This window comes from Sphaerisporangium dianthi (assembly GCF_042654065.1).
Classification (GTDB): Bacteria; Actinomycetota; Actinomycetes; order Streptosporangiales; family Streptosporangiaceae; genus Sphaerisporangium; species Sphaerisporangium dianthi.
Genome location: NZ_JBHSFP010000009.1, coordinates 40,074 through 57,548 on the forward strand (window position 1 = coordinate 40,074; position 17,475 = coordinate 57,548).

General features: G+C 73.5%; 12 protein-coding genes. 6 read left to right on the plus strand and 6 right to left on the minus strand.

Annotated elements, in window-relative coordinates:
* Positions 1 to 13: 13 nt before the first annotated feature.
* Positions 14 to 1,207 carry a histidine kinase gene (locus ACFO60_RS15590; RefSeq protein WP_380840954.1) on the minus strand — a complete coding sequence of 398 codons (1,194 nt, stop codon included), beginning with the start codon at positions 1,205 to 1,207 and terminating at the stop codon, positions 14 to 16.
* A gap of 75 nt (positions 1,208 to 1,282) precedes the next feature.
* Positions 1,283 to 1,891, minus strand: a complete 609-nt coding sequence (locus tag ACFO60_RS15595) for a sulfite oxidase-like oxidoreductase (RefSeq protein ID WP_380840955.1) — start codon at positions 1,889 to 1,891, stop codon at positions 1,283 to 1,285.
* A gap of 341 nt (positions 1,892 to 2,232) precedes the next feature.
* Here ACFO60_RS15595 and aroF point away from each other — a divergent pair, with 341 nt between their 5' ends.
* Positions 2,233 to 3,270 carry a 3-deoxy-7-phosphoheptulonate synthase gene (gene aroF, locus ACFO60_RS15600; RefSeq protein ID WP_380840957.1) on the plus strand — a complete coding sequence of 346 codons (1,038 nt, stop codon included), beginning with the start codon at positions 2,233 to 2,235 and terminating at the stop codon, positions 3,268 to 3,270.
* Between the two features lie 28 nt (positions 3,271 to 3,298).
* Here the strand turns inward: aroF and thiI are convergent, their stop codons facing one another.
* Positions 3,299 to 4,525 (minus strand): tRNA uracil 4-sulfurtransferase ThiI, encoded by a 1,227-nt coding sequence (thiI, locus tag ACFO60_RS15605; RefSeq protein WP_380840958.1) that lies wholly within the window; start codon positions 4,523 to 4,525, stop codon positions 3,299 to 3,301.
* Between the two features lie 307 nt (positions 4,526 to 4,832).
* On the opposite strand from thiI, the gene ACFO60_RS15610 reads away from it, so the two are divergent.
* Positions 4,833 to 5,717 (plus strand): MHYT domain-containing protein, encoded by an 885-nt coding sequence (locus tag ACFO60_RS15610; RefSeq protein ID WP_380840959.1) that lies wholly within the window; start codon positions 4,833 to 4,835, stop codon positions 5,715 to 5,717.
* Between the two features lie 140 nt (positions 5,718 to 5,857).
* On the opposite strand, the gene ACFO60_RS15615 is transcribed toward ACFO60_RS15610, so the two are convergent.
* Both ACFO60_RS15615 and ACFO60_RS15620 read right to left on the minus strand, forming a co-directional pair.
* Positions 5,858 to 6,883 carry a 6-phosphofructokinase gene (locus ACFO60_RS15615; protein WP_380840961.1) on the minus strand — a complete coding sequence of 342 codons (1,026 nt, stop codon included), beginning with the start codon at positions 6,881 to 6,883 and terminating at the stop codon, positions 5,858 to 5,860.
* 155 nt (positions 6,884 to 7,038) lie between these two features.
* Positions 7,039 to 8,070, minus strand: a complete 1,032-nt coding sequence (locus tag ACFO60_RS15620) for a lactonase family protein (protein ID WP_380840962.1) — start codon at positions 8,068 to 8,070, stop codon at positions 7,039 to 7,041.
* Between the two features lie 114 nt (positions 8,071 to 8,184).
* Between ACFO60_RS15620 and ACFO60_RS15625 the strand changes: the two genes are divergently transcribed.
* Both ACFO60_RS15625 and ACFO60_RS15630 read left to right on the plus strand, forming a co-directional pair.
* On the plus strand, positions 8,185 to 9,096 hold the full coding sequence (locus ACFO60_RS15625) for a bifunctional helix-turn-helix transcriptional regulator/GNAT family N-acetyltransferase (RefSeq protein ID WP_380840963.1): 912 nt from the start codon (positions 8,185 to 8,187) through the stop codon (positions 9,094 to 9,096).
* A 191-nt stretch (positions 9,097 to 9,287) separates the two neighbouring features.
* Positions 9,288 to 12,956, plus strand: coding sequence for a KAP family P-loop NTPase fold protein (locus ACFO60_RS15630; protein WP_380840964.1), 3,669 nt, complete (start codon positions 9,288 to 9,290; stop codon positions 12,954 to 12,956).
* Positions 12,957 to 13,212: 256 nt separating this feature from the next.
* Here ACFO60_RS15630 and ACFO60_RS15635 read toward each other — a convergent pair whose 3' ends face one another.
* Positions 13,213 to 13,680 carry a Dps family protein gene (locus tag ACFO60_RS15635; protein WP_380840965.1) on the minus strand — a complete coding sequence of 156 codons (468 nt, stop codon included), beginning with the start codon at positions 13,678 to 13,680 and terminating at the stop codon, positions 13,213 to 13,215.
* Between the two features lie 112 nt (positions 13,681 to 13,792).
* Here ACFO60_RS15635 and ACFO60_RS15640 point away from each other — a divergent pair, with 112 nt between their 5' ends.
* The gene (locus ACFO60_RS15640; RefSeq protein WP_380840966.1) at positions 13,793 to 14,785 is read left to right on the plus strand and encodes a helix-turn-helix domain-containing protein; all 993 of its coding nucleotides are present in this window, start codon (positions 13,793 to 13,795) and stop codon (positions 14,783 to 14,785) included.
* A complete protein-coding gene (locus ACFO60_RS15645) occupies positions 14,782 to 17,349 on the plus strand; it encodes a VIT domain-containing protein (RefSeq protein ID WP_380840967.1) in 2,568 nt (855 codons plus the stop codon). The genes ACFO60_RS15640 and ACFO60_RS15645 overlap by 4 nt, the downstream gene beginning before the upstream one ends.
* The last annotated feature ends 126 nt before the right edge of the window (positions 17,350 to 17,475 follow it).

Here is a 17,475-nt window from a genome sequence, read left to right on the forward strand (position 1 = left end):
GACCCGAATGCTTTCAGTTATAGTTTGGCCGGATTTTCGGCACCCGCATGCGGACCGTCGTGCCTTCGTCCGGCGCGGTGTCGATCACCAGGCCGTACTCCTGGCCGTAGATCTGGCGCAGCCGCACGTCCACGTTGGCCAGTCCGATGCCGCCCCCGTCGCCGCTGGGCGGCTCGCCGTCGAGCAGCCGGCGCGCCCGTTCGGGTTCCATGCCGGCGCCGTCGTCCTCGACGGTGATGTGGACCTCCTCGCCCGCGTCGCGCACCACGATGCTCACCTCGCCCGAGCCGCCGCCGCGGCGGATGCCGTGCGTGATGGCGTTCTCGACGAGGGGTTGCAGGCACAGGAACGGCACGGGCACCGGCATGACCTCCGGGACGACGTCGACGACGAAGCGCAGCTTGTCCCCGAAGCGCGCCCGTTCGAGCAGCAGGTAGCGGTCGACGCAGGTCAGCTCGTCCGACAGCGTGGTGAAGTCGCCGGCGCGGCGCAGGGCGTGCCGGGCGAAGTCGGCGAAGTCCAGCAGCAGCTCGCGCGCCCGGTCGGGCTCGGTGCGGGTGAAGGAGGCGATCGTGGCCAGCGAGTTGCAGACGAAGTGCGGCGAGATCTGCGCCCGCAGCGCCCGCGTCTCGGCCTCCATCGCCCGCCGGCGGGTGGCGTCCAGCTCGGCGAGCTCCAGCTGCCCCGACGCCCACTTGCCGACCTCGGTCGCCGCCCGCACCAGGGCGGCGCTGACCTGGGAGTCGTAGGCGGCGAGAGCGCCGATGACCCGCCTGTCCACGGTCAGCGGCACCACGACGGCGCCGCGGATCGCGCAGTCCTCCGCCTCGCAGAACAGCTCGTCCCCCGCCACCAGGTGGGGCCGCCCGCCGGCGAGGATGCCGTGGACGTGCCCGATGAGGTCGCGTACGTGCGCTTCGCCGGGCGGCTCGCGGTTGCCGTCCCAGGCGAGCACCTGGTCGGTGGAGGTGACGGCGAGGGCGGCCGTGCCGACGAGGGCGCGCAGGTGGCGCACGGCCCTGCGGGCGGAGTCACGCGACAGGCCGGCCCGCAGGTAGGGGGCGGCCATCGCGGCGAGGTGCAGCGTGTCGAAGGTGGTCTCGCCGGCCGGGCCGCACGGGCCGGCGTCGCCGCCGCGACGGCGGCCCATGCGGTAGGCGACGAGGCCGCTCAGGACGCACAGCAGCGCCCACCCTGTGTGCAGCATGCGGGCAACCGTAATCGGTGACCCGAGGTGATCGTGTGGGAACCCGGGCGAGACCCCGGCCGGCGGCCGGTGCGCCTAAGGAGGACCCTCGCCCGGTTCCTCCTGGTAGGCGTACCGCTGCTCGCGCCAGGGGTCGCCGACGTTGTGGTAGCCGCGCTCCTCCCAGAACCCGCGGCGGTCGGCGGCCATGTACTCGACGGCGCGCACCCATTTGACGCTCTTCCACGCATACAGGTGGGGCACGACCATGCGCACGGGGAAGCCGCGCTCGGCCGTCAGCGGCTTCTCGTCCAGTTCCAGGGCGAACAGCGTGGAGTCGCGCTCGAAGTCGGCCAGGCGGAGGTTCGCGCTGTAGCCGTACTCCCCCCAGATCATGACGTGGGTGACCTCCGGGGCGGGGGGGACGGCCGCCATCAGGGCGGCGGCCGGCACACCGCCCCATTCGCTGCCCATGATCGAGAACTTGGTGACGCAGTGGAAGTCGGCGATGACCGCGACGCGCGGCAGGGCGGAGAACTCCGGCCAGCTGTAGCGGATCTCCTCCCCGGACGCCGTGGCGCCGAAGACCGACAGGTTCCAGCGCTCCGGCCGGAACTGCGGGACCCGGCCGTAGTGGAGGACCGGGCGGCCACGGGGGACGTATTGCCCGGGGGGCAGTCGAGTTTCCTCGGTTGGATCCGGCACGGGGCAATCCTGCCACCGCGCTCTTGACCGCGCGTCATTGGCACCCTGCTGACGTCGGGGGCACCCCGGCGCGCGCCGCCGGCACCCCTCCCCGCGGGCCGCCCCGCCCGAGTGGTCGCCGTCCGTCATCCGGACATGGGTTATGCTTGCGGCGATGCGTACCGCGTTTGAGTTTTGGTATGGCGACGGACCCGTGGAGCGGACCGTTCGCCGTCAGATGCTGCGCTGACCGGCAAACGTCGACGAAGGCCCCGGGTCCCAACGGACCCGGGGCCTTTCGTCGTTTCCGGGCGTCGACCAGTCGACCGCGGCGGCGCGGTCCCAGGAGAAAGGGCACCACCATGGTCATCGTCATGGCCCCCGAGGCCACTCAGCAGGACGTCGACGCGATCGTCGACCTCGTCGCCACGGCGGGCGGCGCCGCGTTCGTCAGCCGTGGCGTCAACCGGACGATCATCGGCCTCGTCGGGGACATCGCCCAGTTCACGAACCTGAACCTGGGCGGCATGAACGGCGTGGCCGATGTGATGCGCGTCTCCGCCCCCTACAAACTGGTGAGCCGGGACAACCATCCCGAACGGTCGACGGTGCGGGTGGGCGGCGTGCCGATCGGGCCCGGCACCCTGACACTGATCGCCGGGCCGTGCGCCGTGGAGACCCCCGAGCAGACCCTCGCGGCCGCCCGGATGGCCGAGGCCGCAGGCGCGACCCTGCTGCGCGGCGGCGCGTACAAGCCCCGCACCTCCCCCTACGCCTTCCAGGGGCTCGGCGAGGAAGGGCTGCGCATCCTCGCCGACGTGCGCGCCGAGACCGGGTTGCCGATCGTGACCGAGGTGGTGGACGCGCACGACGTCGAGCTGGTCGCCTCCTACGCCGACATGCTCCAGGTCGGCACGCGCAACGCGCAGAACTTCGCGCTCCTCCAGGCCGTCGGGTCGGTCGGCCGGCCGGTCATGCTCAAGCGCGGCATGAACGCCACGATCGAAGAGTGGCTGATGGCCGCCGAGTACATCGCCCAGCGCGGCAACCTGGACATCGTGCTGTGCGAGCGCGGCATCCGCACCTTCGAGACCGCGACGCGCAACACCCTGGACATCTCGGCCGTGCCGGTGGCCCAGCGGCTGTCGCACCTGCCGGTCATCGTCGACCCGTCGCACTCGGGCGGCCGCCGCGACCTGGTGCTGCCGCTGACCCGCTCGGCGATCGCCGCGGGCGCCGACGGGGTGATCATCGACGTGCACCCTCATCCTGAGCAGGCGCTGTGCGACGGCCCTCAGGCGCTCGTCGACGACGACCTCGCGGAGCTGGCGGGCATCATGCGCGACTTCCCTCCGCTGATGGGCCGCGTCCCCGCCACCAGGCTCGTCCCGGTGGCCTAGATCGGACGGTGAGGACGCGCCCGGCGGGTCAGACTCCGGCGGGCGCGGCGTCCAGCTTGTACTCCTGGATGGAGCCGGCGAGCTGGACGGCGAGCTCTTCGGCGTCCAGGCGCTTCTCGATCTGCCGCAGGTCGGCGATCTTGGCGGCGGTCTCGGCGCGGCGCGGGGTCAGCAGGGTGCAGCAGTCCTCGTCGGGCAGCTCGGAGATCTGCAGGGTGCCGATGCGCCGCGCCTCCGCCATGATCTCGGTCTTGTCCATGCCGATGAGCGGGCGCAGGATCGGCATGTCCACGGCGTCGTCGAGCGCGGTGATGTTCTGCAGGGTCTGCGAGGACACCTGGCCGAGCGAGTCGCCGGTGACCAGCACGTTGCGGCGCAGGCGGTGGGCGACCTCCTCGGCGGTCTTCAGCATCAGGCGGCGCTGGGCCACCACCTGCAGGCGGTCGGCGCCGGAGGCCTTGAGCGACTGCTGCGCCTTGCCGAACGGCACCACGAACAGCCGCGCGTTGCCCTGGAACCTGCTCAGCACCCGCACCAGGGCGTACGCCTTGTAGATCGACTCTGACGTGGTGAACGGGATGCCGGAGAAGTGCAGGAAGTCGACCTGGAGGCCGCGCCGGAGCATGCGGTAGGCGGCCACCGGGGAGTCGATGCCGCCGGACATCAGCACCAGGCCGCGCCCGCTGGTGCCCACCGGCAGGCCGCCCTGGCCGGGCAGTCCGTCGGTGAAGACGAACACCTCGTCCCTGTCGACCTCGATGTGCACGGTGAGCTCGGGGTTCTTCAGGCGCACCGGCAGGCCGTACTTGTCGTTGATCTCGCCGCCGACCATGCGGTCGAGCTCGTTGGAGCGCAGCGGGAACCGCTTGTCGCGGCGGCGGGAGCGCACGGCGAACGTCGCGCGGCGCTCGACCTCGGGGCGGCCGGCGACCAGCTCCAGCGCCGCGGCGGTGACGGCGTCGGGGTCTTTGGCCACCCGCCAGGCGCGGTGAATCCACACCAGGCCGACCACGTCGGTCAGGCGGCGGGCGATCGCGTCGGCGGTCTCCACGCCGGTGCCCTCGGGCAGGAAGACGGCGATGACGCCGTGGCGCTGCCGCACGTCGACCTTGACGGCGAAGTCCTTCAGCGCCGCCTTGATGTTGGCCTGCAACCGGCGCTCGAACAGCTCGCGGTTCTTGCCCTTGAGGACGACCTCGCCCAGTTTGAGGAGCACGCAGGGCTCGCCCAGAGCTGACGGGGGCACGACGGACATGGGGTTGCCTCCGGCGGGGATGGTGGGAGTCGGGGTGGGTGGGGATGCGGGTGGGAGGTCGTCCCGCGCTGCCGCACGCTTCAATTTATCCCGGATCGGGGGCCGCCGGACCCCTGGTGTCACGAGCCGGCCTCGTCCGCGCGGTGCCGGCGCCGTGTTCACCCGGCGGCACACCCGAGGCGCACTGCTTTTCGGGCCGAAATAACCCACAAAATGGGGAAACCAAATATCATCCCGGAACAGCCACGATGTCCGAAAAGTCAGCGCGGCCATAGATAGATCATCTGTTCCACGGTAAGGATGCCAAGTGTCCCATATCGACCACTTCTCGCAAGGAGTGTTCACCCCGCTGGCCGCGTACCTGATGTCGGTCATCGGGTCCCTGCTCGGCCTGCTGCTGGCATCCCGGGCGCGCGACGTCAAGGGCGCCTCCCGCCTGTGGTGGCTGGCCGGCGCCGCGCTCGCACTCGGCGGCACCGGCATCTGGGTGATGCACTTCATCGCCATGATGGGGTTCAGCGTCACCGGAACGCCGATCACCTACGACGTGCCGCTCACCGTCGTCTCCGCCCTCGTCGCCGTCGCCATGGTGGGCGTCGGCCTGGGCCTCGTGTCCCGAGCGGGCGAACGCCTTCCCGCCCTCCTCGGCGCGGGTCTCCTCACCGGGGCCGGGGTCGCGGCGATGCACTACCTGGGCATGGCCGCCCTCCACATGGCCGCCGTCAAGCACTTCGACCTGGCGACCGTCGGGGCGTCGGTGCTGATCGCGGTGGTGGCCTCGACCGTGGCGCTGTGGTTCAGCCTGCGGGTTGAGGGCTGGGCCGCCACCACGGGCGCGGCGCTCATCATGGGCCTCGCGGTCGTCGGCATGCACTACACCGGCATGTTCTCGCTCAGCGTCACCGTGGATCGCTCCAAGTCCGGTGAGGCGCTCGCGGGCGCCACCGCCCTGAGCTTCCTGCTGCCGCTCCTCATCGGGATCAGCCTGATCACGCTGGCGCTGCTGCTGGTGGTGGCGCTGTCGCCGTCCAAGGAGGAGCGTGAGAGCGAGGAGAAGCTGCTCGCCCAGATGGAGCAGCACCGCGCCCAGTACGCCGCCCCCGTCCTGCCCGGCGGCACTTCCCTCCCCCGGCCTCAGGCGCCGCCGGCCGAGGGATCGCTCTTCCGCCGCCGCGACACCCCGGCGTCCTGAACACGGCCAGGGTCCTGAACACGGCCAGGGCCGTGAGCACACCGGCGGCCTGAGCACACCGGGTACCTGAAATTCGCGGAGGCGCCTGAGAACACGCCGCCCCCGGCCGTGACGGCCGGGGGCGGTCGAGCAGGGCCCGATCAGCCGAAGAAGACCTCGGCCTCCTCGTAGCGGGAGGCCGGCACGGTCTTCAGCTCGGCCGTCGCGGCGTCCAGGCCGACCCGGACGATGTCGGTGCCGCGAAGCGCGACCATCTTGCCGTAGTCGCCCTCGTGGACGGCGTCGATCGCCTGCAGGCCGAAGCGGGTGGCGAGCACGCGGTCGTAGGCGCTGGGGGTGCCGCCGCGCTGGACGTGGCCGAGCACGGTGGTGCGGGCCTCCTTGCCCGTGCGCTTCTCGATCTCGCGGGCGAGCTGCTCGCCGATGCCGCCCAGACGGACATGGCCGAACGCGTCCAGCTCGCCGGCCTGCAGCGCCATCTGGCCCTCGAGGGGGTGCGCGCCCTCGGCGACCACGATGATGGGCGAGTAGCGGATCTTGAAGCGGCTCTCGACGTACTCGCAGACCTTGTCGATGTCGAACGGCTTCTCGGGGATCAGGATGACGTTGGCGCCGCCCGCCATGCCGGCGTGCAGGGCGATCCAGCCGGCGTGGCGGCCCATGACCTCGCAGATCAGCGCGCGGTGGTGGGACTCGGCCGTGGTGTGCAGGCGGTCGATCGCCTCGGTGGCGATGTTGACGGCGGTGTCGAAGCCGAAGGTGTAGTCGGTGGCGTTGAGGTCGTTGTCGATCGTCTTGGGCACGCCGACGACGTTGACGCCGAGGTCGAACAGCTGCTTGGCGACGCCCAGGGTGTCCTCGCCGCCGATCGCGATCAGCGCGTCGACGCCGGTGTCCGCCAGGTTCCGCTTGATGCGGTCGACACCGCCCTCGATCTTGATCGGGTTGGTGCGCGAAGAGCCGAGGATCGTGCCGCCGCGGGGAAGGATGCCGCGCACGGTCGTGATCTCCAGCGGCATCGTCTCGCCCTCTAGCGGGCCGCGCCAGCCGTCACGGAAGCCCACGAACTCGTGGCCGTAGACTCCGATGCCCTTGCGGACGACGGCGCGGATGACCGCGTTGAGCCCAGGGCAGTCTCCGCCTCCAGTGAGCACGCCGATACGCATGACGGGTTCCTCCCGATGAGGTACGCATTGAGATTTCGGGTGAGATGCACGGCCGCCCCGGGCGCTTCGTGGGCTCCTGTGGCCGCCGACGATACAGATTTTGCCCCAGTCTGCCAACAATGGTCTAGACCAAAGGGTGAGAGGCCGCTCTCACACTACCGGTGCGCTCCCGTGGGTAGGGCGAGTACGCACGAAGGACTGCCGATCTTGTGGCTTTCTCCGGCGGGCACGGGGATCCCGTCGTGCAGGACGAAGACCGCGAGGACGTCCGAGCGCTCGTTCGCCACGTACATGTGATCACCGGACACGGCGAAGTGGCGGGGCCACAGCCCACCCGAACCGACCTCCGCCACCTGCGTCAGCGCGGTCTCCTCGCCGCCCCGCCGCCCGACCTCGAAGACGCCGATGGTGTCGGGCCCGCGGTTGGCGACGTACAGGTGGCGGCCGTCGGCGGACATCTCGACGTGGGAGACCTGATTGGGGCCGGCGAGGTGACTGGCCGGCGTGCGGGCGATCTCGCGCCAGGAGGAGTCGTGGACCGCGACCGTGCCGTCCAGCTCGCAGCCGACGTACCAGCGGTCATCGTGGTGGACCATGTGGCGCGGGCCGCTGCCGGGGGCCAGCCGCACCGGGCCCTCGGGGTGCTCGCCGGGCCCGGCGCCGAGGAGGAGGCGCCGCACCTCGTCGGTGCCGAGGTCGGTGACGTGCAGGACGGAGCCGGGGCCGAACACCGCCTGGTGCGCGTGCGGCCCGGCCTGGCGCGCCGGGTCGAGGCCGTGTCCGTCGTGCGGGAACAGCTTGGGCCTGCCCTGGAACAGGCCCGAGCTGCCGAGCCGGTAGACCGCCACCGTGCCGTCGCCGTAGTTCGCCACCGCGAGCCAGGCGCCGGTCGGGTCCACGGCCACGTGGCAGGGGTAGGACCCGCCGCTCGCGCCGTCGGCGAGCAGCGCGGGGCCGCCGGGGTCGGCGGAGTAGGCGGCGACCCCGCCCTCTTCGCACTCGAGGGCCGCGTACAGCACGGGCAGCCGGGGGTGCATGGCAAGGAAGGACGGGCCGGGAGCGGCGGTCTCGGCCAGCGTCCGCAAGGACCCGTCCGCCTCTCTGCCGACCACGCTGATGCCGGGGCCCGTCCCCCCGGTGCCGGGGGTGTATCCGCCGATGAAGAGCAGCTCGCGCCCGGATGTCATGTGATCGACGATACCGTCACGCCTCCGCCCCGACCTTGATCGGGCCACGGGTATGGATCTCGTGGCGCGAATATGTTTGACTCGGTCAACGGATCGCTTGATGGGAGCAACGGTATGGAGGAGCTCGTCGCCCGCGTCCGCGGGTTCAACCGCTTCTACACCCGCGTCATCGGCGTGCTGGGCGCCGGGATGCACGACACGGCGTACTCCCTCACCGAGGGGAGAGTGCTTTACGAACTCGACAAGAAGGACACGACCGAGACCGGCGAGCTGCGGCGGATGCTGGACCTGGACGCCGGATACCTCAGCCGCATGCTCGCCCGCTTCGAGACCGACGGGCTCATCACCCGCGAACGCTCGCCCGAGGACGCCCGCCGGCAGCTCGTCCGCCTCAGCGAGCAGGGCCGGGCGGTCTGGAAGATGCTGGACGACGCCTCGGCGGCGGGGGTTCGCGCCCTGCTCCAGCCCTTGACCGAGGAGGACCGGCGGCGCCTCATCGCCGCCGCGACCACCATCCAGCACATCCTGGACGACCGTCCCGCCCCGGAGGCGTACGTCATCCGGCCCCCGCGCCCCGGCGACCTCGGCTGGGTGGTGCACCGTCACGGCGTGCTGTACGTCGAGGAGCACGGGTGGGACGAGACGTTCGAGGCGATGGCGGCGCGCATCGTCGCCGGCTACGCCGGCGGCCACGACCCCAGACGCGAGGCCTGCTGGATCGCCGAGGTGGACGGCGAGCCCGCCGGTTCGGTCTTCTGTCTCAAGAGGGACGACCGCACGGCCCAGCTCCGGCTGCTGCTGGTCGAGCCGTCGGCGCGCGGCATGGGCATCGGCGGCCGGCTCGTCGACGAGTGCCTGTCCTTCGCCAAGCGGGCGGGCTACGAGCGCATCATCCTGATGACCGTCGACGCGCTGACCACGGCCCGGCGCATCTACGAGCGGGCCGGCTTCGTCCTGGACGAGCAGTACGCCAAGAGCGCCTACGGCACCGAGGTCACCGAGCAGTACTGGTCCCGCCCTCTCTGACCCCGGCGCGGCGCGGACCCGGCGCCCCCGTCCCGGGACGCCGCGGGCAAACATCGGGCAAAGGGCAGGCCGGGGCGGCTCGCGCCCGGCCTAGGGTCGGCCGGGCCTCTGGGACCATCGTGGCCGCACCGCATCGGCCGGCCCGGCGGGTCCGGGGCGTCGAGCCCGCCGCCCGGCCATGGGAGCCGCCGATGACCACGATGATCGTTTCAGCGCCGCCCGCCCCGAAGATCAGGAACCGCAAGGCGCTGGTGTTCCTCGACCGCGAGGGCGGGGGCTCGGCGAAGGCCGGGGGCGCGCCCGACCGCAGGCTCGTCCACGCTCTCATCTCCGAGGGGTACGCCGTCCAGACCGCCGAGTGCGACGCCGGCGACCAGACACGGGCGGGCGCGTTCCTCGACGCCGTGGAGCCGGGTGACCTGCTCCTGGTCCGATGGTCCACCGAGTCCGGCTGGGGGCCGGGCGAGTTCGGCGCGCTGATGGGCGAGTTCGCCCGGCGCGTCGAACGCTCCGACGGCGCGGCGCTGGTGCTGATCGTCGACTTCGGCTGGCTGGTGACGGCCAACCCCGGCCAGTCGCACGAGACGCTGAGCCGCCTGCACGTCCGAGGCGAGCCGGTCGCCGCGGCCGCCGCCCTCACCACCAGCGCGACGATGCCCGCCGACCGTCCCGGCCGCACCGTCTCGCTCACGGCGATCATGGCCGACGGCATCCTCTCGGGCGAGGCCGACCTCGACGGGGATGGCACCATCTCCGTCGGCGACCTGTACCGGTACGCCGACGAACGCTGCGCCGACCTCGGCGCCGACCGGCGGCCCTACCTGCTCACCTACGGAGAGGGCGAGCTCATCGCGGTCGCCTATGCCCGGCGGTCCGCCCGCGACCTCGGCCCCGCCTTCGGGGCGGCGCTCGCCCGCCTGGCGTCGGCCGGCGACACCGTCGCCCCGGCCTCCGCCCGCGAGCTGGTCGGCCGCATCTACGACGTGCACCTGGACGAGGACGCGAGGGAGCTGCTGCGCCGCGCGACCCTGCTCGCCGACGACGAGCCGCTCACCACGGGCACCGCCGCCCTCCTCATGGACGGCGCCCCGGCCGAAGGCGCCCCCGGGCACGAAAACCGGGCGCAGGGCGGACCCGGGCAGGGCGGCCGGGTGGAGGGGGCCCTCCGGGAGCTGGCGGCGTGGGGACTGCTCGGTGAAGGGACGCCGTTCGCCGATCCGGCGGTGCGCCACGCCCTCACCGGACGGGCGGACGTCCGAGAGCTGGCACAGGTCTCGACGGCGCTCCGCCGATGGCGGGCCGCCCGGCGCGCCGTCCAGCCGCGCGCCCGGCTGACCGGCGACCGGTGGACCCTCCAGGACCGGCTCGGGCACCGGGTCCGCGCCGAGGCCGTCGCGGCGTTCATCCGCCACGCGGAGACCCGGCCGCCGCTGACCATCGGCGTCAAGGGACCGTGGGGCGCGGGCAAGACCTCGCTGATGCGCATGGTGCAGGACCTGCTCGACCCGGGCGCCGCCGAAGATCGTCCCGCGGAGATCCGCCTCACGGCCACCGCCCGCGACACCGTCCTCCCGACGCCCGGACGACGTGGCGCCGGCTCACGCGGCGGCTCATGGGGCGCCGGCTCGCAAGGCGGCTCACGCGGCGGTGGCTCACCGGGCGGCGAAGCGGGCCGCTCCGGCTCAGCGGACGCCGCGGCGAACGGCGCGCGTTCACAGGGCGGCGCGAGCGGCGGCGGGCGTGCGTGGGGCGGCGCAGCGAAGGGCGGCGCGCGTTCACAGGGCGGCGGGCGTGCGTGGGGCGGCGCGGCGAGGGGCGGCCGGGCGCGGGTGACCAACGCCGAAGTGCTCTCACGTGCCAAGGAGGCCGAGTCAGGAGGCTCGGAATACGCGATCCCCGGCGAGCTGCCGCTGCGGCACGCCGACTGGCGGCCGACCGTCTGGTTCAACCCCTGGATGTACCAGAGCGGCGAGCAGGTGTGGGCGGGCCTGGCCCACGAGATCATCAGCCAGGTCACCGGCCGGCTCCCCCGCGGCGAGCGCGAACGCTTCTGGCTGGCGCTCAACCTCGCGCGGGTCGACCGGGAGGAGGTGCGGCGGCGGGCCTACCGGCTGGCCGCGACCCGCCTGCTGCCGGTCGCGCTGGCCCTCTGCGCCACCTTGCTGGTCACCGGGGCCTCGCTGGCCGCGGCGGCTCTGGTGCCCGCCGCCGGCTCCCTGCTGCGCGGCGCGGCCGCGGCCGTCGGATCGGGCGGCTCGCTGCTCGTCCTGGTCGCGGCCGGGGTGCGGCTCGCCCGGTTCATGGGCGAGTCGGCGGACAGCGCGTTCACCAGGCTCGTGCGCCAGCCCGACCTGCTCGGCGCGGTGGCGGACCGCACCAAGGACCTCGCGCCCGATCCCGGCTACCGGTCCAGAACCGGGTTCCTGCACCTGGTGCAGACGGACATGCGCCGGGTGCTCGGCATGGTGGCGACCGAGGAACGCCCTCTTGTGGTGTTCGTGGACGACCTCGACCGGTGCTCGCCGGGCACGGTGGCACAGGTCATCGAGGCGGTCAACCTGTTCCTCGCCGGAGAGTTCCCGAACTGCGTGTTCGTCCTGGCGATGGAGCCCGAGGTCGTGGCGGCGCACGTCGAGGTGGCCTACCGGGACCTCGCCCGCTCGCTTCCCGCGTCCGCCGAGGAGCGTTCGGGGCTCGGGTGGCGGTTCCTGGAGAAGATCGTGCAGCTTCCGCTGAGCGTGCCGATGCTGGACGACGCCGAGCGGCTCCCCGCCTACCTCCGCGCCCTGCTGGAGGTCCCCGCCCCGCCGGACGAAGCCGCGCCCGGCCGGTCCGCCGTCACCCCCAGCGCCCCGGATCCGGGCGCGCATCCCGGCACCTCATGCGCCCCGGTCGCAGGCGCGATTTCCGGCACCTCATGCCCACCGGCCGCAGGCGCGCATCCCGGCACTCCCTGCGACCCGGCTCCAGGTGCGGTTCCCGGCATCCTGTACGCCCCGGCCGCGGGCGCGCCTCCCGGCGCCCCGTACGGCGCGGCGGGGGACACGCCGCACGACCGGGCTCTCGACGGGCGGTACGGGCGGGCGTCCGCCACTCCGGGGGTTCGGCTGGGCGCTCGCCGTGACATCGCCGGCGAGGTGGTGGACCCCGGCGGCCGGCATACCGGAGGCGTGCCGGCCGCGCGGCCCGTCCCCGAACTGGTTGACAGCATCGAGGCGGCGATCAGGGCGATGGGGCCGACCGCCGGCGACCTGGACGTCGTCGCCCGCCGGGCGCAGGACACGCTGGACGCCGCGGCCGGCGACGTCATCGGCGGGCTGTCGGCCGCGACGCGCCTCGCCGCGGACCGCGTCTACGACGATCTCTACAGTGACGAGAACGCCTACGCCGCCATCGCGCAGGTGCTTCCCGCGCTCACTCTGAGCAACCCGCGCGAGCTGAAGAGGTATGTGAACGTCTTCAGGTTCTACTCCTTCGTGACCTACCGGCGCACCCTGGCGGGGGCGCAGAAGGTGACGGACGAGGCGGTCGCGAAACTCGCCGTCCTGACCATCCGCTGGCCGCACCTGCTGTCGCTGCTCGCCCGCGAACCGGATGGCGCGGCCCCTCCCGAGCCCGCCGCTCCCCCGGGCCTCCCTGATCTTCCAGGCCCCTCCGTCTCGGCTCAGGCGGCCGGACGGACGGTCCTCGACATGCTGGAGCGGGCGGCGGCCGGCACCGGCCAGGATGGGTGGGCGCACGCCCTCGTCGAGGCGGGCCTGCTACGCAACGCGAGGTCGGGCGCCGCACGATGGGACGCGCTTCGCGCGCTCCTGCGAGCCGAGCCGCCCATCGCCCACCTCGCGTGGGAACTGCTCTGACCTCCTCCGCGCCGCGGGCAGGCCCTCCGCCGCCCTCGCGCCGCCAGCGGATGACACCACCCGGCGGGATGGCGACCCCACCCGCGGCCGGCGAGGCCGGGCGGACACCCCAGGCCGGGGAAGGTGGGCGGACACCCGCGGCCGGCGAGGCCGGGCGGACACCCCAGGCCGAGGAAGGTGGGCGGACACCCGCGGCCGGCGAGGCCGGGCGGACACCCGCGGGCGGTGAAGACGGGCGGTTGCCGGGGTGCGGGCGTCAGCGCTGGGCCTGCACCATCCAGTGCTGCTTCTCCAGGCCGTCGGTGATCCCTATGAGGAGGTCCTGGGTGACCGGGTCGGCCTCCTCGGTGGCGCCGATGCGCTCGCGCATCCGGGCGATGGTCGCGCCCAGGATGTCGGTGAACGCGGCGACGACCTTGCCGTCCTCGATGTACCCGGCCTCGAACTGCCCCAGCCGGGTGTCCCGGGCGATGGTCGCCGCCCGGCCGTCCGGGTTGACGCCCAGGGCGACGGCGCGCTCCGCCGCGCTGTCGGCGCCGTTTCGCGCGAGGGCCACGATGTCGTCCAGCTGCAGGTGCAGCGAACGGAAGTTGCGGCCGATGAGGTTCCAGTGGGCCTGCTTGCCCACGAGCGAGAGGTCGAGCAGGTCGATGAGAGCGCCCTGCAACGCATCGCCCGCGATCTGCTGCTTGTCGCTCGGGAGCGAGCTCGTGATCTGGGCCATGAAGCATCTTCCCCTCAAGAGTGGTTGATGGCCTCTTACCCAGAAGGCCCTAACCGCCCTCCTCGGGCGCTAAACATTGACACTGTAATCATTGCAGTGTCAGTATAGGAGCATGAGTGACACCTGGACGATCGGCGAGCTGGCGGAGCACGCGGCGCACCTGCTGCCGTCAACGCCGCAGCGGCCCAACGGCCGGGTCAGAGACGTGCCCAACGAGCGGCTCATCCGCTGGTACACCACGATCGGCCTGCTCGATCCGCCGCTCACCCGCCGCGGCCGGGTCGCGTTGTACGGCAGGCGGCACCTCCTCCAGCTGGTCGCCGTCAAGCGCCTGCAGGCCGAGGGGCGTTCCATCGCCGCGATCCAGGCCAAGCTGGCCGGCGCTACCGACACCACGCTGGAGCGGATCGCCGTCCTGGCCGACACGGCCGGCGCCACCAGCACGACCGGCACCACCAGCACGACCGGCACCACCAGCACGACCGACGCCACCAGCGCGAACGGCGGGAACGGCGCTGGCGGCGCCGCTCCGGAACAGATCGCCGTCAGGCCCGGCTCGCCCGCCTCGGGCGGTGCCCGGCCACGCTTCTGGGCGACCCCGCCGGTCACCGCCCACGCCGCCGATGTCTCCGACGCCGCCGATATCCCTCATGTCGCCGATATCTCTGATGTCGCCGATGTCGTGGCCGTCGGACGACCGGCGGCGGTCCTGGACCCGGCGGCGCCGCTCGGCGCCCCTCCGCCGGCGCCGGGCATGCCCGCTCCCGGCGTCCCGGGCGCGGAGACGACGCCGGCGGACTTTCTCGCGGTCCCCTTCGGTCCCGGAGAGGCCCTCCCCCACGGGCCGGGCCGCCGGGCCGGTGGCGGCCCGTTCGCCGTCTCCCCCGCCGACGACCTGATCCACGGCGTGCGGCTGGCCCCCGGGGTCACGCTGCTCCTCGAAGGACGGGTTCCGGCGTCCGGCGACGTCGCCGCGCTGCGGGAGGCCGCCGCACCGCTGCTCGCCCTGCTGCGCGACCGCGGCCTCGCACCTCCCGGCGTCCCCGGGGCTGCCGCCCCGCCCGCCGGCCTCGACCAGACTCCGCCCGAAAGGTCGCCATCATGACCGTGCAGATCACATCCTTGAAGCCCGGCGAGTACGCCCCGGCGCCCGGCGCGGGGCTCGGCGCGCTGCGCACCGGCAAGGGGAACCTGCCCTTGGAGAGCGTCGGGGTCGAGGCGAGCATCACCGCGCTCACCTGCGGCGTCGAGGTCACACAGGGCTTTCGCAACCCCTATGACGTGCCCCTGGAGGCGACGTACATCTTCCCGCTGCCCGACCGCGCCGCGGTGACGGCCTTCCGCATGGAGGCCGACGACCGCGTGGTCGAGGGCGAGCTCAAAGAGCGCGGCCAGGCCCGCCAGGACTACGACCGCGCCATCGCCCGGGGGCAGCGCGCCGCCATCGCCGAGGAGGAGCGGCCGGACGTCTTCACCATGCGGGTCGGCAACATCGTCCCCGGTGAGCGCGTGACCGTGCGCCTGACGCTCAGCCAGCCGCTGCCCTACGAGGACGGCGCGGCGACCTTCCGCTTCCCGCTGGTCGTGGCGCCCCGCTACATCCCGGGCGCGCCGCTGGACGACCTCTCGGCCGGTGACGGCGTGGCCGCCGACACCGACGCCGTGCCGGACGCCTCGCGCGTCACCCCGCCCGTGCTGCTGCCGGGCTTCCCCAATCCGGTTCGCCTGTCGCTGACGGCACGCGTCGACCCGGCCGGTCTCGACCTGACGGAGATGCGGTCCAGCCTGCACGTCGTCACCGAGGAGGAGGGCGTGGTCCGGGTGCGGCCCGGCGAGCGCCTCGACCGCGACTTCGTCCTGCGCCTGGCGTTCGCCGCCTCAAGCGCGCTGACCCTCGTGCCCGACCCGGGCGAGAACCCCGGCGAGCGCTCCGCCCAGGCGCGGGGCAGCGAGGAAGGCGCCGGCGGACGTGAGGCGGACGGGGACGGCACGTTCGTCCTGACCGTGCTCCCTCCTCCCGAGACGGAGGCGCGGCGGCGGCCGAGGGACGTGGCGCTGCTGCTCGACCGCTCGGGCAGCATGACCGGGTGGAAGATGGTCGCCGCGCGCCGGGCCGCCGCCCGCATCGTCGACACCCTCACCTCCGCCGACCGGTTCGCCGTCCTGTCCTTCGACAGCGTCGTCGAGCGTCCCGAGGACCTCGACGCCGGCCTGGTGCCGGCCACCGACCGCAACCGCTACCGCGCCGTCGAGCACCTGGCCCGGCTCGAGGCACGAGGCGGCACCGAGATGCTCCAGCCCATGGAACAGGCGCTCGACCTGCTGGACGACCCCGGCAGAGAACGGGTGCTCGTCCTGGTCACCGACGGGCAGGTCGGCAACGAGGACCAGATGCTGGAACGCCTCGGCCGGCGGCTCGCGGCCGTTCGCGTGCACACCGTCGGCATCGACCGGGCGGTGAACGCCGGCTTCCTCGGCAGGCTCGCGGGCCTCGGCGCGGGCCGCTGCGAGCTGGTCGAGTCGGAGGACCGGCTGGACGAGGCGATGGAGCACATCCACCGCCGCATCGGGTCCCCGCTGGTCACCGGCCTGTCGCTCAAGGCCGACGGGCTGGAGGTCGTGCCGGGCGGCGTCACCCATCTCGGCTCGCTGTACCCGGGCGTGCCGCTCACCGTCTACGGGCGGTTCCGCGGCGCGGCCCGCGGGGCGCTGACCGTCCACGGCCTGCGCGAGGACGGCGGGCCGTGGGAGCAGCGGCTGGACGGCACGCCCGCCCAGGGCGAGGCGCCGCGGGCCATCTGGGCGCGGGCGCACCTTCGCCGGCTGGAGGACCGCTACGCGGTCGGCGAGCACACCCTGGAGCAGGAGATCATCGCCACCTCGCTGCGGCACGGGGTGCTGTGCCGGTTCACCGCGTTCGTCGCCGTGGACACGCGCGTCGTCGCCGAGGGCGGGCCGGGCCACCGGGTCGTCCAGCCCGTGGAGATTCCGAGCGGCTGGGAGGCGCCCGGCCTGGCCGCCCCCATGGCCGCCGCCGCGCCGATGGCCTTCACAACCGCCGCCGCCGCGCCCGCGGTCTTCAGCGCCGACCGCGACGGCCGGCTCATGGCGGGCGGTTCCGGGACGCCGGCCGGCGGTGACGCGGCCGTGCCCGGCGCGACGTTCGGCGGCGGGCCGGCGTCACCGGGCGGGCCGTTCCCCGTCCCTTCGGGCGCGCCGCGCGGCCCGATGTTCGCCCGGCCGGCGAGCCCGAGGATGGCGCCGCCCGCGCCGCCGGTCCCGCACTCGGTGGACCTGGTGCGGCCGCAACTGGCCGACGAACTGGCCCGGCTGCGCGCCCAGGGACCGATGCCCGAGGCCGACCGCAGGCGCTATCTGGCCGACCTCGGCAGCCGCCTGAGCGCCCTCGCGGCCTACGTGGGAGGGGAGAACGAGCTCACGGCGACGGCCCGCGAGCTGGCGGCCTGCGAGACGGCTCCGGAGGCCGACATCGACGCCCTGTGGCGGCGCGCCGTCGACCTCCTCACCGCCCTGACCGGCGGCGGCCCGTCCAGCGGCGCCCCGGGCGCGGGCGATCCGTCCAGCGGCGCCCCGGGAGGGCGTCCGGGCACACCCGGCCCGGGTGACCGCCCGCGGGCCCAGCGGCCCTCCTTCTGGAAGCGCTCCTGACCGTCGAGGGCGTCCCTGCTACCAGAATTGTCGGCAGTGCTCCGGGCTTCAGTCCGGGGGGTGAAGCCGACCGTCCCGCGTAGCGGGGTGAGAGCAGCCGATTCGCCGCCGGGCGGACCGGCGTCC

Coding starts and splice junctions, on each gene's coding strand:
- ACFO60_RS15640 (WP_380840966.1), top strand. CDS start 13,793: ATGAGTGACACCTGGACGATCGGCGAGCTGGCGGAGCACGCGGCGCAC.
- ACFO60_RS15615 (WP_380840961.1), bottom strand. CDS start 6,883: ATGCGTATCGGCGTGCTCACTGGAGGCGGAGACTGCCCTGGGCTCAAC.
- ACFO60_RS15645 (WP_380840967.1), top strand. CDS start 14,782: ATGACCGTGCAGATCACATCCTTGAAGCCCGGCGAGTACGCCCCGGCG.
- ACFO60_RS15635 (WP_380840965.1), bottom strand. CDS start 13,680: ATGGCCCAGATCACGAGCTCGCTCCCGAGCGACAAGCAGCAGATCGCG.
- thiI (WP_380840958.1), bottom strand. CDS start 4,525: ATGTCCGTCGTGCCCCCGTCAGCTCTGGGCGAGCCCTGCGTGCTCCTC.
- ACFO60_RS15620 (WP_380840962.1), bottom strand. CDS start 8,070: ATGACATCCGGGCGCGAGCTGCTCTTCATCGGCGGATACACCCCCGGC.
- ACFO60_RS15625 (WP_380840963.1), top strand. CDS start 8,185: ATGGAGGAGCTCGTCGCCCGCGTCCGCGGGTTCAACCGCTTCTACACC.
- aroF (WP_380840957.1), top strand. CDS start 2,233: ATGGTCATCGTCATGGCCCCCGAGGCCACTCAGCAGGACGTCGACGCG.
- ACFO60_RS15630 (WP_380840964.1), top strand. CDS start 9,288: ATGACCACGATGATCGTTTCAGCGCCGCCCGCCCCGAAGATCAGGAAC.
- ACFO60_RS15590 (WP_380840954.1), bottom strand. CDS start 1,207: ATGCTGCACACAGGGTGGGCGCTGCTGTGCGTCCTGAGCGGCCTCGTC.